16 protein-coding genes are annotated in these 14,758 nt (G+C 69.1%); 10 read left to right on the top strand and 6 right to left on the bottom strand.

Features of this window, described 5'->3' with window-relative positions; translation table 11 throughout:
* Window positions 1–19 precede the first annotated feature (19 nt).
* The 5 genes from prfA (at window position 20) to AC3WRI_RS31850 (ending at window position 3,733) form a co-directional block, all read left to right on the top strand.
* Window positions 20–1,102 carry a peptide chain release factor 1 gene (gene prfA, locus AC3WRI_RS31870; protein ID WP_010809881.1) on the top strand — a complete coding sequence of 361 codons (1,083 nt, stop codon included), beginning with the start codon at window positions 20–22 and terminating at the stop codon, window positions 1,100–1,102.
* A gap of 190 nt (window positions 1,103–1,292) precedes the next feature.
* Window positions 1,293–1,622 (top strand): hypothetical protein, encoded by a 330-nt coding sequence (locus tag AC3WRI_RS31865; protein ID WP_010809880.1) that lies wholly within the window; start codon window positions 1,293–1,295, stop codon window positions 1,620–1,622.
* Window positions 1,623–1,766: 144 nt separating this feature from the next.
* On the top strand, window positions 1,767–2,660 hold the full coding sequence (prmC, locus tag AC3WRI_RS31860; RefSeq protein WP_041687544.1) for a peptide chain release factor N(5)-glutamine methyltransferase: 894 nt from the start codon (window positions 1,767–1,769) through the stop codon (window positions 2,658–2,660).
* Between the two features lie 129 nt (window positions 2,661–2,789).
* The gene (grxD, locus tag AC3WRI_RS31855) at window positions 2,790–3,101 is read left to right on the top strand and encodes a Grx4 family monothiol glutaredoxin (RefSeq protein ID WP_010809878.1); all 312 of its coding nucleotides are present in this window, start codon (window positions 2,790–2,792) and stop codon (window positions 3,099–3,101) included.
* Between the two features lie 8 nt (window positions 3,102–3,109).
* A complete protein-coding gene (locus AC3WRI_RS31850; RefSeq protein WP_010809877.1) occupies window positions 3,110–3,733 on the top strand; it encodes a UbiX family flavin prenyltransferase in 624 nt (207 codons plus the stop codon).
* A 69-nt stretch (window positions 3,734–3,802) separates the two neighbouring features.
* Here the strand turns inward: AC3WRI_RS31850 and AC3WRI_RS31845 are convergent, their stop codons facing one another.
* From AC3WRI_RS31845 to AC3WRI_RS31835, 3 genes are all read right to left on the bottom strand, one after another.
* Window positions 3,803–4,015 carry a hypothetical protein gene (locus AC3WRI_RS31845; protein WP_010809876.1) on the bottom strand — a complete coding sequence of 71 codons (213 nt, stop codon included), beginning with the start codon at window positions 4,013–4,015 and terminating at the stop codon, window positions 3,803–3,805.
* Between the two features lie 142 nt (window positions 4,016–4,157).
* Window positions 4,158–5,675, bottom strand: a complete 1,518-nt coding sequence (amaB, locus tag AC3WRI_RS31840; protein ID WP_011616119.1) for an L-piperidine-6-carboxylate dehydrogenase — start codon at window positions 5,673–5,675, stop codon at window positions 4,158–4,160.
* Window positions 5,672–6,853, bottom strand: coding sequence for a saccharopine dehydrogenase family protein (locus AC3WRI_RS31835; RefSeq protein ID WP_010809874.1), 1,182 nt, complete (start codon window positions 6,851–6,853; stop codon window positions 5,672–5,674). Before AC3WRI_RS31835 ends, amaB begins: the two co-directional genes overlap by 4 nt.
* Before the next feature lie 128 nt (window positions 6,854–6,981).
* On the opposite strand from AC3WRI_RS31835, the gene AC3WRI_RS31830 reads away from it, so the two are divergent.
* Entirely contained in the window at window positions 6,982–7,431 is a 450-nt protein-coding gene (locus AC3WRI_RS31830; protein WP_010809873.1) for an Lrp/AsnC family transcriptional regulator, read from the top strand.
* A gap of 44 nt (window positions 7,432–7,475) precedes the next feature.
* Complete coding sequence (gene dapB, locus AC3WRI_RS31825; RefSeq protein ID WP_010809872.1) at window positions 7,476–8,285, top strand: 4-hydroxy-tetrahydrodipicolinate reductase; 810 nt, start codon at window positions 7,476–7,478, stop codon at window positions 8,283–8,285.
* A 40-nt stretch (window positions 8,286–8,325) separates the two neighbouring features.
* On the opposite strand, the gene AC3WRI_RS31820 is transcribed toward dapB, so the two are convergent.
* The 3 genes from AC3WRI_RS31820 to AC3WRI_RS31810 all read right to left on the bottom strand — a co-directional run bounded on the left by AC3WRI_RS31820 (window position 8,326) and on the right by AC3WRI_RS31810 (window position 11,759).
* Complete coding sequence (locus AC3WRI_RS31820; RefSeq protein WP_492294875.1) at window positions 8,326–9,060, bottom strand: hypothetical protein; 735 nt, start codon at window positions 9,058–9,060, stop codon at window positions 8,326–8,328.
* Between the two features lie 154 nt (window positions 9,061–9,214).
* Window positions 9,215–10,213, bottom strand: a complete 999-nt coding sequence (locus AC3WRI_RS31815; protein WP_439671024.1) for a Bug family tripartite tricarboxylate transporter substrate binding protein — start codon at window positions 10,211–10,213, stop codon at window positions 9,215–9,217.
* 52 nt (window positions 10,214–10,265) lie between these two features.
* Entirely contained in the window at window positions 10,266–11,759 is a 1,494-nt protein-coding gene (locus AC3WRI_RS31810; RefSeq protein WP_011616122.1) for an acyl-CoA synthetase, read from the bottom strand.
* Window positions 11,760–11,886: 127 nt separating this feature from the next.
* On the opposite strand from AC3WRI_RS31810, the gene AC3WRI_RS31805 reads away from it, so the two are divergent.
* From AC3WRI_RS31805 to AC3WRI_RS31795, 3 genes are all read left to right on the top strand, one after another.
* The gene (locus tag AC3WRI_RS31805) at window positions 11,887–12,801 is read left to right on the top strand and encodes a LysR family transcriptional regulator (protein ID WP_492294873.1); all 915 of its coding nucleotides are present in this window, start codon (window positions 11,887–11,889) and stop codon (window positions 12,799–12,801) included.
* A 137-nt stretch (window positions 12,802–12,938) separates the two neighbouring features.
* Window positions 12,939–13,454: a winged helix-turn-helix transcriptional regulator gene (locus tag AC3WRI_RS31800; RefSeq protein WP_010809867.1), complete on the top strand. Its 516-nt coding sequence runs from the start codon at window positions 12,939–12,941 to the stop codon at window positions 13,452–13,454.
* A partial coding sequence (locus tag AC3WRI_RS31795) for an MATE family efflux transporter (protein WP_492294871.1) occupies window positions 13,447–14,758 on the top strand: 1,312 nt, incomplete at its 3' end. The genes AC3WRI_RS31800 and AC3WRI_RS31795, both read left to right, overlap by 8 nt.

The following is a 14,758-nucleotide window of genomic DNA, read 5'->3' as shown; positions in this document are numbered from 1 at the left end:
CCTCTTCCCCCCGCACCCGATGAAAGCCAGCATGCTTGCCAAGCTCGACCAACTGGCCGAGCGACTCGATGAAGTCAACGCCCTGCTCGCGCGCGAAGACGCGACCGCGAAGATCGACCAGTACCGCAAGCTCAGCCGCGAACATGCCGAGTTGTCGCCGGTGGCCGAGCAGTACGGCCAGTACCGCCAGGCGCAGGACGACCTGGCCACCGCGCAGGCGCTGCTGGACGATCCGGAGATGAAGGACTTTGCCGCCGACGAGATCGCCAGCGCGCGCGCGCGGCTGGAAGCCCTGGAAGCGAGCCTGCAGCGCCTGCTGCTGCCCAAGGACCCGAACGACGACCGCAACCTGCTGCTGGAAATCCGCGCCGGCACCGGCGGCGAGGAAAGCGCGCTGTTCGCCGGCGACCTGCTGCGCATGTACACGCGCTATGCCGAACGCCAGCGCTGGCAGGTCGAAGTGATGAGCGAATCGGAATCGGACCTGGGCGGCTACAAGGAAGTGATCGTGCGCATCGCCGGCGATGCGGCATTCTCCAGGCTGAAGTTCGAATCCGGCGGCCACCGCGTGCAGCGCGTCCCGGCGACCGAGGCACAGGGGCGCATCCACACCTCGGCCTGCACGGTCGCGGTGATGCCCGAAGCCGATGAAGTGGGCGAGGTCGAGATCAACCCGGCCGACCTGCGCATCGACACCTTCCGCGCCTCGGGCGCTGGCGGGCAGCACGTCAACAAGACCGATTCCGCGGTGCGCCTGACCCACCTGCCGACCGGCATCGTGGTCGAGTGCCAGGACGACCGCAGCCAGCACCGCAACAAGGACAAGGCGATGAAGGTGCTGGCGGCCCGCATCAAGGACATGCAGACGCGCGCCGCCCAGGCGAAGGAGGCCAGCACGCGGCGCAACCTGATCGGCTCGGGCGACCGCAGCGACCGCATCCGCACCTACAACTTCCCGCAGGGGCGCGTGACCGACCACCGCATCAACCTGACGCTGTACAAGATCGACATGATCATGGACGGCGACATGGATGAGCTGCTGTCGGCACTGGCTTCGGAACACCAGGCTGATCAGCTTGCTGCACTTGGCGAAGAGTCGTAAGCACCACAAAATGTCGTGCAACCGGCCTTCCGCCCCGAACACCGCGTAAAGTCGCCGATATCTTTGTATTTCTTGTAAATGCTTGAAACAGCACTGGTAGGGGTAAGGCGGCTGTCTATAATCGATTTCGACCGGCAAACGGAGAATGGTGCCGGGTAGTCACTCCCGAGAACATACCTAGGACGAAATCATGAAAAAACTGCTCGCGCTGTTGATGATCACCGCGGCCATGGCCGCTTGCAGCAAGAAGGAAGAAGCTCCGCCTGCCGCCTCGAACGCCGAGAGCGCCATGCAAAGCGCCGCTGAATCCGCCAAGGCCGCCGCCAGCGATGCCGCCGCTGCCGCCAGCAACGCCGCAGACGCCGCCAAGGCCGCCGCCAGCGGTGCCGCAGCCGACCTCTCGGCCGCCGCCGACAAGGCCAAGGCAGAAGCCGGCAGCGCCATGGCAGACGCCAAGCAGGCCGCCAAGGATGCCGTCAACACGGGTGCCGACAAGGCCAAGGACGCCGTCAATAAGTAATCGTCCCGGCGGGGGCATTGCGCCGCCCGCCGTCGATGAGCGGTACACTGGCGGCAAGCTGGAAGTCCCGCCCCAAAGCCCCGCCAGGCCTTTGCGCCGGTGGGGTTTTTTGTAGCCGGCAAAAGAACCGTCCCCTCCCTTTCGATGTCTTCCCCAAACTCTGCCGCGCTGCCGGCGACCCCCACGCTGCGCGAAGCCCAGACCCTCGCCGCCATGGCCGGGCTGCCTGCCCTGGAAGTGCGCATGCTGCTGACGCATGTCACCGGCCTGAGCCGCACCCAGCTGATCACCCGCGACACCGACACCCTCACCATCGCCCAGCGCGACGCCTTTGCCACGCTGCTGGCGCGGCGGCTGGCGGGTGAGCCGATGGCCTACCTGATCGGCGAGCGCGAGTTCTTCGGCCGGAAGTTCCGGGTCACGCCTGACGTGCTGATCCCGCGGCCCGATACCGAAGTCGCCGCCGAAGCCTCGCTGGCGCGGCTGGCCGAGGTGCCGCAGCCGACCGTGCTGGACCTGGGCACAGGCTCGGGCATCCTGGCCGTGACGCTGGCGCGCGAGCGCCGGGATGCGCAAGTCTGGGCCACCGACATCTCGCCCGGCGCGCTGATGGTGGCGCAGGACAACGCCAGCGCGCTCGGCGCCGACCGCATCCACTTCCTGGTGTCTGACTGGTACGCGGCGCTGCCGCCAGGCCTGCGCTTTCACCTGATCGTCAGCAATCCGCCCTACATCGCCGCGGGCGACCCGCACCTGGTCGAAGGCGACCTGCGCTTCGAACCGATCGACGCGCTGACCGACCACGACGACGGCCTGTCCGACCTGCGGGCCATTGTCAGCGGTGCCGGCGCCCGGCTGCTGCCTGACGGCTGGCTGCTGATGGAGCATGGCTACGACCAGGCGCAGGCCACCCGCCAGCTGCTGGAGGACACCGGTTTCACCGAGATCTTCACCGCCCGCGACCTGGCCGGCCTGGAACGCTGCACCGGCGGGCGCTGGCAAGGCGCCCGGCCCGGCGGCACCACTGCCGGTCACTGAAGCCCGGCGGCGATTCCGGTAAAATCGCCGTCAGATCCCCGCCCCGCGGCCCCGGGGCTGGGCGGGGGGGCGTCCCATTCTCCCCAGGCGGCGCCCGCGACACGGCATCGCCCCACTGAAAAGCAAACCATGAGCGACGTGCAGCAAAAGATCGATCAGATCGTCAAGGGCAACCCGGTAGTCCTGTTCATGAAGGGCACCGCGCAATTCCCGATGTGCGGCTTCTCGGGCCGCGCCATCCAGATTCTGAAGGCCTGTGGCGTGGACGCGCCGACCACGGTCAACGTGCTGGATGACGAAGGCATCCGCCAGGGCATCAAGGAATACGCCAACTGGCCGACCATTCCGCAGCTCTACGTGAACGGCGAGTTCATCGGCGGCTCGGACATCATGATGGAGATGTACCAGAACGGCGAACTGCAAACCCTGCTGAAGGGCTGAGTTCCTTTATGTCCGTGACTGGCGGCACACCCAAACGGCTGATCGTCGCCATCACGGGCGCCACTGGTGCCATCTACGGCGTGCGCCTGCTGCAGGTGCTGCGCGCGGCGCCCTCGGTGGAAACCCATCTGCTGATTTCGCCGGCCGGCGTGATGAACCTGCAGCACGAGCTGGACATCAGCCGTGCCGAGGTGGAGGCGCTGGCCAGCGTCGTGCACAACGTGCGCGACATCGGCGCGACCATCGCCAGCGGCTCGTTCCGCGCACAGGCGATGGTGGTCGCCCCCTGCTCCATGCGCACGCTGGCGGCGATTGCGCACGGCCTGTCCGACAACCTGATCACGCGCGCCGCCGACGTCACGCTCAAGGAGCGGCGCAAGCTGGTGCTGATGGTGCGGGAAACGCCGCTGAACCTTGCGCACCTGCGCAATATGACGGCGGTGACGGAAATGGGCGGGATCGTATTCCCGCCGGTGCCGGGCTTCTACCAGAAGCCGCAAAGCATTGCCGAACTGGTCGACCATACGGTCGGGCGCGTGCTCGACCTGGTGGATTTGCCGGAGATCGGCCAGACGCTCGCGCCCAGCTGGGGCGGGCTGAACGCCCGGGCCGGCGACGCGGCCGGCAACTGAACTGCGGCCGGCGCGCAGCCTCTCTCTACGCGCCGGCATCCTCGCGCATTGTCGTGCCAACCGCGCTCATTACCAGCGGCGGTAGCCCCGGCCATAGTAGCCATGGCCATAGTAGCCGCCATAGCCGCCGTAGTAGTACGGCCGCGGTGCCACCACCACCGGCGCGGGCGCCACGTACACCGGCGCAGGGCCGACCGCGGGACCGGCAGGCGTGGGATAGACGGCGCAGCCGCCCAGCAGGGTGACGGATGCCGCAGCGGCAGCCAGTCCAATCGTCAGCATTCTCATCATTCGTCCTTGGGGTCGGAACGGGCATGTGCCTGCCCTGCTGACGTTATACGGGCAGAAAGCGTAATACGGCGTCAAAGGCGTGTAAGGCTTGTTACAGTTCCCTACGCGCCCTGTAACACGCCCAGGGATGCCGTCAGATCTCGAACCGTATCCCCTGCGCCAGCGGCAGCGAATCGCCATAGTTGATCGTGTTGGTGGCGCGGCGCATATAGCCCTTCCACGCATCCGATCCCGACTCGCGGCCCCCGCCGGTTGCCTTTTCCCCGCCGAAGGCGCCGCCGATCTCTGCACCGCTGGTGCCGATGTTGACGTTGGCGATGCCGCAGTCGCTGCCTGCCGAGGACAGGAAGCGCTCGGCCTCGCGCATCGATTCCGTGAAGATGCACGACGATAGCCCGTGCGGCGAGGCGTTGTTCAGTGCGATGGCCTCATCCAGCGTGGTGTATGGCATCAGGTACAGGATCGGCGCGAAGGTTTCGGTCAGCATGGTGTCGTGCTGGGCGTCGGTCATCACCAGCGCGGGCCGCACGTAACAGGCATGCGGGTAGCGGTCGGCCAGCAGCCGTTCGCCGCCGGTGACGATATTGCCCTGCGCGCGGCAGGCGGCCAGCGCATTGGCCATGGCATCGCCCGCGGCGGTGTCGATCAGCGGGCCGACCAGGGTGCCGTCAGCGAGCGGGTCGCCGACGGGCAGGCGGTCGAACACGGTGATCAGCCGGCTCGCCATGGTGTCCATCAGGTCGGCGTGGATAAAGCAGCGACGCAGCGTGGTGCAACGCTGGCCCGCGGTGCCGGCCGCGGCGAAGGTGATGGCCCGCACCGCCAGCTCGATGTCGGCCGAAGGCGCGACGATGGCGGCATTGTTGCCGCCCAGCTCCAGGATGCTGCGCTTGAAGTGCCCCGCGCAGGCAACGCCGACCTCGCGGCCCATGCGGGTCGAGCCGGTGGCGCTGACCAGCCGCACCGCCGGGTGCGACACCAGGTGGGTGCCCAGCATGCGCCCGCCCGGCAGCACCGCCGAGATGCCGGCGTGCTGCGGCGCCGCCGCGGCGAGCACGCGCTCCAGCAGGCCATGCGCGGCCAGCGCGCACAGGGTGACTTTTTCCGAGGGTTTCCAGATCACGCCGTTGCCGCACACCAGCGCCAGCGCCGCATTCCACGCCCACACCGCCACCGGAAAGTTGAAGGCCGAGATCACGCCGCACAGCCCATACGGATGCCAGGTCTCGCGCATCGCATGCTGCGGGCGCTCGGAGGCAATGGTCAGCCCGTGCAACTGGCGCGACAGCCCGACCGCGAAGTCGCAGATGTCGATCATCTCCTGCACCTCGCCCAGGCCTTCCTGCAGGATCTTGCCGGACTCGAGCGAGACCAGCCGGCCCAGCGCCGGCTTGTGTTCGCGCAGCACCTCGCCGAAGCGCCGCACGATCTCGCCGCGCGCAGGCGCAGGCAGCAGCGCCCAGGTGGTCTGCGCCGCGTGGGCGCGGGCGATCAGCGCATCGGCCTGCGCCGGCGTGCAGGCCGGGACATGGCCGATGGCCTCGCCATCGACCGGCGAGCGGACCGTCACGGCGCCGGCCGGCGTGCCCTCCCGCCACGGCCGCGGCAGGCCCAGCGAATCCCAGCAGGCAGCGAACTCTTGCGCTTTCATATGACGGTCTCCTGGAGCGGATGCTGCGTGTAATGGCGGCCGAAGCGATTGGCAAGGAAGGCGTCCAGCGGCATCGACTCCTGCCGCACGAAGCCGGATTGCGGCAGCGCGCCGGTGGCCACCATGTCCAGCGCGGTGCAGATGCCCGCGGCAGTGGTCAGCTGGATCGCGTTGACATGGCCCCCCTTGCCATCCACCCCGCCGATGCGCGCCGAGAACGAAGCCTGCGTCAGCGGCCCGCGCCCGCGTTCGCCCCCGGCCGGGTAGCCGGTGGCGGTGGCGAACACGATCACCACGTCCTGGTCGGTCACCGGGATGGCGCGATCGAAGATATCGCGCAGCCATTCACGGCGTTCGCGCAGGCGCAGGTCGTTGAGCAGCAGTTTCATCAGCGCGCAATGGCCCGGATAGCGGATGGACTTGTAGTCGACATGGCGCGCGCGGCCGGCCAGCGTCTCGGGCAGCGTGCCCAGGCCGCCAGATGTATTAAAGGCTTCGTACTCGATGCCGTCCAGCGCAAAGCTTTCCAGCCCCTCCAGCGCCGTCAGTTCCACGCGGCGGCCGTCGACGATGGCCTCGCACGGGTTGCAGTACTCGTTGATCAGTCCCTCGGTGCTCCAGGTCAGGTTGTACTTGAGCGCATTGCTGGGGTAGCGCGGCAGCGCGCCAACCCGCATCTGCAGGTCCAGCAGTTCCCCCCCGCCGCGCAGGAAGCGCTGCGCCAGGTCATGCCCGACCACGCCGATAAAGCCCGGCGCCAGCCCACACTGCGGCATCAGCACCGAGCGCGCGCTTTGCGCCAGCTGGCGGATGGCCTGGGTCGCGGCCACGTCCTCGGTCAGGTCGAAGTAATGCACGCCCAGGCGCGCCGCCACCGAAGCCACGCTGATCGCGGCGTGGAACGGCAGCGCGTTGAGCACGGCATCGGCGCCGGCCAGCAGCGCGGCGCAGGTGCCAGGCTCGGTGGGGTCGCCGGCGCGCGCCAGCACGCCGCGCGGCAGGCCGTCGAGGCGCCGTGCGTCATGGTCGACCACGCTGACGCGGTAGTCGCCACTGTCATGCAGCATGGTGGCAATGGTGCGCCCGATCTTGCCCGCGCCCAGCACCGCCACGTGCAGCGGGCGGGTCGCCTTGGGCAGGTCGCGCGGAGCCTGCCGGCCCAGGTTCGAGGCTTGCATGGTGTCTCCGTCCACAAGAAAAGGTTGTCCTGTTGACTGGAGTATGGATAGCCAGCGCGACACAATGAAGCCACAAGAACGACGAAAACCCAGCATAATCGAACGAAACGACGAACCATCCCGACGTAATGACCGAGCTCGACACCACCGACCGGCACCTGCTGTCGCTGCTGCAGGCCAATGCCCGCGAAAGCGCCGCCAACCTCGCCCGGCACCTGGGTATCGCCCGCACCACCGTGGTCGCGCGCATCGCGCGGCTGGAGCGCAGCGGGGTGATTGCCGGCTACGGCGTGCGGCTGGGGCAGCGCATGGAAGACAACGCCATCCTGGCCTATTGCGGCCTGTCGGTGCAGCCCAAGGCCGCGCCCGCGATCCTGCGCGCGCTGCAGCGCCTGCCCGAGATCGAAGAGGTCAATTCGGTCAGCGGCCCGGTCGACTACCTGGTGGCGATCCGCTGCGACACGCACGACCGCCTGGACCGGCTGCTCGACGAGATCGGCATGCTCGACGGCGTCAACCACACCACCACCTCGATCGTGCTCGCGCGCAAGCTCGACCGCCGGCGCGCTGCCGGCTGACGCGGTATGCTGCCAACCCGATCAAGCGTTTGCGGAGCAACAATATGAACAACCCGATCCGTGTCGCCGTGGGCGGCGTGACCGGCTGGGCCGGCGGCGAACTGGCGCGCGGCGTGGCCCATGCGGCCGACATGACCCTGGTGGCCGGCCTGTCGCGCGGCGCCGCCGGGCAGCCTCTGGCGCAGCTGACCGGCCATGCCGATACGCCGGGCGTGGCGGCCGCCAGCATCGAGGCCCTGGGGGAAACGCCCTACGACGTCTATGTCGAATACACCAAGCCGGGCATCGCCAAGCACAACATCCTGCAGGCGCTGGCGCACGGCGCGCACGTGGTGGTGGGCACCTCGGGGCTGACCGACGAGGACTATGCCGAGATCGACGCGGCCGCGCGCCAGGCCGACCGCGGCGTGCTCGCCTGCGGCAATTTCGCCATCACGGTGGTGCTGCTGCAGAAGTTTGCCGAGATGGCCGCGCGTCACCTGGAGCACTGGGAGATCATCGACTACGCCAAGGCCGGCAAGATCGACGTGCCCTCCGGCACCGTGCGCGAGCTGGCCTACCGGCTCGGCCAGGTCAAGGCCGCCGCGCAGGCGGTGCCGGTCGACCAGGTCAAGGGCCCGAAGGAAACCCGCGGCGCCACCATGTCGGGCACGCAGGTGCACGCGGTGCGGCTGCCGGGCTACCAGCTTGGCGTGGAAGTGATCTTCGGCGCCGACGGCCAGCGCCTGCACCTGAAGCACGAGGCCGGCGACGGCTCCACGCCCTATGTCGCCGGCGCGCTGCTGGCGATCCGCAAGGTCCACACCGTGCGCGGCGTGGTGCGGGGGCTGGACAAGGTGATGGAAGGGCTCTGAGGCCAGGTCAGCAGGCGGGCAGGCCGCCTGCTGCGGAGTGTTACCAGCTGCCAGGCTTCTCCGGCTTGGCGGCTGGCTTTGGCGCGGGCCTGGCGGCGGCTGCCTTGCCGCCCTTGGCCGCGGGCGCCGAGGCCGGATTGAGCTGCTTGTCCACCTCGGCATCCTTGTCCGCCATCAGCACGCGCGCCTGCGGCAGCAGCATTTCGATGGTGCCGGTGTTGGGGTCTTCCGGCATGGCGTAGAGCTCAACCGTCAGCGGCTTGTGCATCCAGCCGGCATGCAGCGTCTTGATGCTCTTGCCAGCCTTGTCGGGCATGTCGACCTGCTCCTGCCGGAACGGCTTGCCGTACAGCGCGCTGACGCTGTCGGCCGCGGCCTGCTGCGAGTTGGCGCCGGCGGTCGGGACCACCAGGCCGACCAGCGCGTTGCGGTCGACAAAGGCCAGCACAAAGGGGCCGTCCATGAAGGACGGGCGCTGCGCGCGCGGCACGCCGACCTGGCGCATCAGGCCATCGCCCTTCAGTTCGACACAGAATCCGGTGACATCGCGGCCATCGGGCGTGCGCTTGTCGGCGCAATCCGGCAAGGCCGGCAGCGGGTTGCCGATTTCCAGCATGGCCAGCAGCGGCGACAGCGCGCTGTTCTCGGCCTTGGCCTGGGCCTTGGCCGGTGCGGGGGCTGGTTTGGCGGCAGGGGCGGAAGCGGGGGCGGCAATGGCGCCGGCAGCGGCGCCCAGCAGGCCGGCAAGCGCCAGCCCGGCAACGGGGAATTTCAAATCGGACTCCTGATGAACGGCTCCGGGTTGGAGCCCGCCCCGGCCGGGTTGTTCCTGCTTGGCGCGGGCGGTGACGGGAAAGTCACCGGCGGCCTGCCAGGCCAGGGGCGAGCAGTAGCTTACCCCATGGCCCTGGCGGCTCCCGCACTTCCAGTCAGTCCAACGAAATGTTATTGGCCTTGATCACCTTGCCCCAGTGCTCGCGGTCGGCTTCGATATAGCGGTCGATCTCGGCCTGCGTGCGCGGCGCCTGCACGACCAGTCCCAGCGCGCTGAAGGTGGAACGGAACTGCGCGTCCTTGAGCACGTGGGCAGCGGCGGCCTGCAGCCTGGTCACCGCATCGGGCGGCGTCTGCGCGGGCACGGCCAGGCCGAACCAGGTGGCGGCCTGGAAGTTGGGATAGCCGCCTTCCGCCACGGTCGGCACGTCGGGCAGCACGTCCAGCCGGGTGCGGCCGGTGACCGCCAGCGCCTTGAGCTTGCCTGCCTTGATATGCGGCAGCGAGGTGCTGACCACATCCACCATCAGTTGCACGTCGTTGGCCAGCAGCGCCGACAGCGCCGGGGCGCTGCCGTTGTAGGGCACGTGGGTGACGCTGATGCCCAGCTCGGTCTTGAGCATTTCGGTGGCCAGCTGGAGCGCGTTGCCCAGGCCGACCGAGCCATAGTTGAGCTTGCCGCCCGCGGCCTTGGCGTAGGCCGCGAACTCGCGGATATTGCTGGCCGGCACCTTGCTGTTGGTCACCACCACCAGCGGCACCTCGGCGCCGATGCTGAAGATCTTGAAATCCTTGGGCGGATCGTAGTTGATCTTCTTGTACAGCATCGGGTTGAGCACCATGCTGCCGTTGGTGGCCAGCACCATGGTGTAACCGTCTGCCGGCGCACGCGCCACGCTGGTGGTGCCGATCATGGTGGCCGCGCCCGGGCGGTTTTCCACCACCACGGTCTGGCCCAGCTGGCGCGACATGCCGTCGGCCAGCGCGCGGCCGAACTGGTCGGTCGAGCCGCCGGGGGTGTAGGGCACCACCAGCTTGATCGGGCGATCGGGATAGGCGGCCTGCGCGGCTCCGCCCCACATGGCCAGCGCGCACCCCGCGCCGGCTGCCATCGCGGCGAGCCAGGCGCGCCGTCCGCTTGGTTTGTTCTGCATCGCGTCTCCTCCTGTTGTTATCGGTCGTGATCGATCCAGGCCGGGCACGCGCTCAGACGCGGCGCTGGCGGCCTTCCCAGTATCGGTCACGCAGCCGGCGCTTGGCGAGCTTGCCGGTTTCATCGCGCGGCAGCTGCGTCTCGACCACGATGCTGCGCGGCACCTTGAAGCCGGACAGCCGCTGGCGCAGCCAGTCGATCACCTCGGCCTCGCGGATCTCCACGCCTGGCATCGGCTGCACCATGCCCAGCAGGCGCTCGCCGTACTCGTCGTCGGGGATGCCGAACACCACGCAGTCGGCCACGCCGGGGTAGCGCACCAGCTCATGCTCGATCTCGGCCGGGTAGATGTTCACGCCGCCGGAGATCACCATGTCCGATGCGCGGTCGCAGATAAACAGGTAGCCGTCGGCATCGACATAGCCCATGTCACCCAGCGTCACCAGCCCGTCTCGGTCGATGGCGGCGCGCGCGGCATCATTGTTGCGGTAGCTGAAGTCGGGGTAAGCCGGCTGGCGCACGTAGACCAGGCCGATCTCGCCCGGCGCGCACTGGCGGCCGTTCTCGTCGAGGATGCGCAGCTGCGCGTCATCGACCGGTTTGCCGGCGGTCCCCGGGCGCGCGGCGGCATCGGCCGGCGTGGCCACGGTGATCATGCCGGCTTCGCTGGAGGCGTAGGTTTCGTGGATGACCGGGCCCAGCCATTCCAGCATCGCGCGCTTTACTTCGGGCGAGCACGGCGAGCCGGTGGAGGCGACGAAGCGGATCGAAGACAGGTCGTACCTGGCGCGCACCTCGGGCGGCAGCTTGAGCAGGCGCACGTACATGATCGGCACCAGGTAGAGCACGTCGATGCGGTGCTTTTCCACCAGCGCCAGCACCTGCTCGGCATCAAAGCGCGACGTGAGCACCAGGCGTTCGGCCATCTGCAGCGCGTTCTGGATAAACGAGCCCGGCGCGCTGTGATACAGCGGCGCCGACATCAGCGTGCGGCAGCCCGGCTCGATGCCGTAGGTCTGCCTCACCACCGAGCGCATGCGCGCGAACTGTTCCTCCAGCCGGTCCAGCGGCAGCGGCTGGCGCACCACGCCCTTGGGCCGGCCGGTGGTGCCGGAGGTGTAGGCCATATGGCCGCGCGGCGCCACGCGCGGGCCGTCGTAGGCCGGCTGCTGCGCCAGCCAGCTTTCATAGTCGATGGCGCCTTGGGCGGGGCCGCCCACCGACAGCACCGTCATGCCGGCCGGAACGGCGTCGCGCACGGCGGGCAGCAGGTCGGCCTGCACCAGCAGCACCCTGGCGCCGCTGTCGGTCAGCAGGAAGCGCACTTCCTCGGCGGTGAAGTGCCAGTTGATCGGGCAGTAGTAGCAGCCCGCGGTACGGCAGGCATGGACCACGTCGGCATAGGCCGGATCGTTACGCAGCAGCACGGCGACCACGTCGCCCTCCTGCACGCCCAGCGCGCGCAGGCCGCCGGCCAGGCGGGCGCCGCGCGCCAGCAATTCTTCGCCGCTGCGGTGCATGTCTTCAAACCAGAGGTCCGTGGCCATCCGTCGTCTCCTGTATGCGATCCGTTCTGTCAGCCGACCACTGTATCGGCGTAGCCGTGGATCGACAATCAGGTGCATCGGAATCACAATGTTGCACCAGACGCGACAATCCTGCAGGCAATCCCCGATGGACCTCAACCTGATCCAGGCCTTCGTCGACATCGTCGATGCGGGCAACCTGGCCGAAGCCGGCCGGCGCCGCGGCGTGACGCGCTCGCAGGTCAGCCGCCAGCTGCGTGAGCTGGAGCACCAGGCCGGCGCCCAACTGCTGCGCCGGACCACGCGCCGGCTGGAACTGACCGGGCCCGGCCATGCGCTGTACCAGCATGGCGTGCGCATCCTGCAGGAAGTGGCCTCGGCGCAGGCCGAGATCGACAGCCTGGGCCGGACCCTGCGCGGCCATGTGCGCGTGAGCGTGCCCACCGGGCTGGGCGATGCCTATATCGCGCCGCTGCTGCTGCAGTTTGCGCGGAAGCACCCCGGCATCACGCTGCGCGTGTTCTTCGCCAACCGCGTCAACGACCTGATCGCGGCCGAGATCGATGTCGCGCTGAAGGTCACCTCGGCGCCGCCGCTGGATCACGTGGCGCGTGAAATCTGCGACATCCGGTGGCAACTGTATGCATCGCCGGAGTACCTCGCAGACATCCCGCCGGTACAAGCGCCGCCCGACCTGACCGGCTGCAACTTCCTGTGCCCGCCATACCCGCCGCGCCAGTTCCCGCTGTCGCTGTACCGCGACAGCCAGCGCGTGGACGTGGCGCTGACGCCAAAGCTTCAGTCGGAAAACTTCCTGTTCCTGGCGCGCGCCGTGCGCGAGGGCCTCGGCATCGGCATGCTGCCGGTCTACATCGGCTGGGAGGAAGTGCGCGCCGGCCGGCTGGTGCCGGTGCTGCCCGACTGGCGCCCGGAGGGGCTGGGCAACAAGCTCTTCATCATCACCACGCCTAACCCGCACCCGTCGATGGCCACCCGCGCGCTGATCGGGTTCCTGCGAGAGGAACTGGACAAGCTTGAAGTGTTCCGCGACGCGGTGGCGTAGCCGGCACCGCTGGCCGGTGAACGAACGCTTTCCGGACTCAGGGTCGCAACCAGCCCTGCAAACTTTCGTTTTGCAAGCTATGCTCCAGAAAACTTGCACTTTGCAAGCAAGTCGACAGGACCAGAACGGCGGAGACCATGCCCCCTACCGATTTCACCTCGATGCCCTGCCCCGTGGCCCGCTCCATGGCCGTGCTGGGCGAACGCTGGGCCATCCTTGTGCTGCGCGAGGCCTTCTACGGCAGCACGCGCTTCGACGAGTTCGAACGCAACCTGGGCATCGCCCCCAACATCCTCAGCGCGCGCCTGAAGACGCTGGTGGCGCACGGGCTGCTGGCCCGCGTAACGCCCGAGGGCGGCGCTCGCCACGTCTACCAGCTGACCGACAAGGGCCGCGACTTCTTCCCGGCCTATGTCGCGCTCAAGGCCTGGGCCGACCGCTGGATGACCGACGAAAAGGGTCCGCTGACGCTGCTGCAGGACCGCCGCACCGGCGCCGAGATTGCCGAGCCGGCGCTGGCGCGCGCCGACGGCAGCGCGATCACGCTGGACGATTTGCGTGTCCTGCCCGGCCCCGGTGCCGGCCGCTTCCTGCGGCAGCGCTTTGGCGAGGCCGGGACAGTTGGCGAGCCAGGGGAGGCCCGCCATGACTGACACGCGCACATTGCCCGCGGGCGCCCTGCCCGCCGAGGCGGTACCGGCCACTGAAATTGCGCGCCGCATCGGCAAGCTGGCCGGACCGACCGCGCTGATCGCCGTGCTGCAGGCCGTGGCCCAGTTGATCGAAACCTGGCTGGCCGCGCGCCAGGGCACGGCGGCGCTGGCCGGCTGGGCGGTGGTGCTGCCGTTTGCGCTGCTACTGCAGCAGATGTCGACCGGAGCGATGGGCGGCGGCGTGGTCGCGGCCATCGCCCGCGCGCTTGGCGCCAACAAGCGCGAGGAAGCGTCTTCGCTGGTCATGCACGCGCTGCTGATCGCAGTGACCGCCGGGCTGGCCTTTGCGGTGGTGCTGGCGGGCTTCCCGCGCGGCGTGCTGGGCGCGGTGGCCGGCGCCACGGCGGCGGAGGCCGCTGCCAGCTATGCGATCTGGCTGTTCGGTGTCGGCGCCATTCCGGCGTGGCTGGCCAATACGCTGGCCTCGGTGCTGCGCGGCGGCGGCCGCCATGCGCTGGCCGCACGCGTGCTGGCGCTGATGTGGGTCGCTTTCCCCGCACTGTCGTGGCTGCTGGCCGAGCCTGCCGGCATGGGGCTGGCCGGCATCGGCGCCGCGCTGGCGGCGGTGTCGTGGGCCGCGGCGCTGGCGATGGCGATCGTGGTGGCGCGCGGCGGCGCGGGCTTCGTGCCGGTGCTGCGGGTGCGGCCGTCGTGGGAGCTGTTCGCGCGCATCCTGTCGGTGGGCCTGGTGGCGTGCGCGCTGGCCTCGGTGGCCAACCTGACCACCATCCTGGTCACCGCGCAGCTGCGCCACCATGGCACCGCGGCGGTGGCGGCCTATGGCATCTCGGCGCGGCTGGAATTCCTGATGATCCCGCTGGCCTTTGGCGTGGGCTCGGCGCTGACCGCACTGGTCGGCCGCGCCGTGGGCGCCGGCGACTGGCATACCGCGCGCCGCACGGCATGGGTCGGCGCGTTCCTGGCGCTGGCCATCGCCGGCACCGCCGGCATTGCCGTGGGCCTGGCGCCGGTGCGCTTTGCCAGCCTGTTCACCCATGACCCCGAAGTGATCGCCATCGCCGCGCGCGCGCTGTCATGGGTAGGGCCGGCCTTCGGCAGCTTCGGCCTGGGCATGGCGCTGTACTTTGCCTCGATGGGCGCGGGCCGCATGCGCTGGCCGGTGGCCGCGGGGCTGTGCCGGATCGCGCTGGCGGTGGGCGGCGGCTGGCTGCTGTCCAATGTGTTCGGGATGGGGCTGGACGGACACTTCCTGGGGGTGGCGCTGGGGATTACGGCCTATGGGG

Source organism: Cupriavidus sp. FW305-27 (assembly GCF_058787995.1).
Note: the sequence above shows the minus strand (reverse complement) of the source record. Positions and strands in the feature narration are given on the sequence as shown.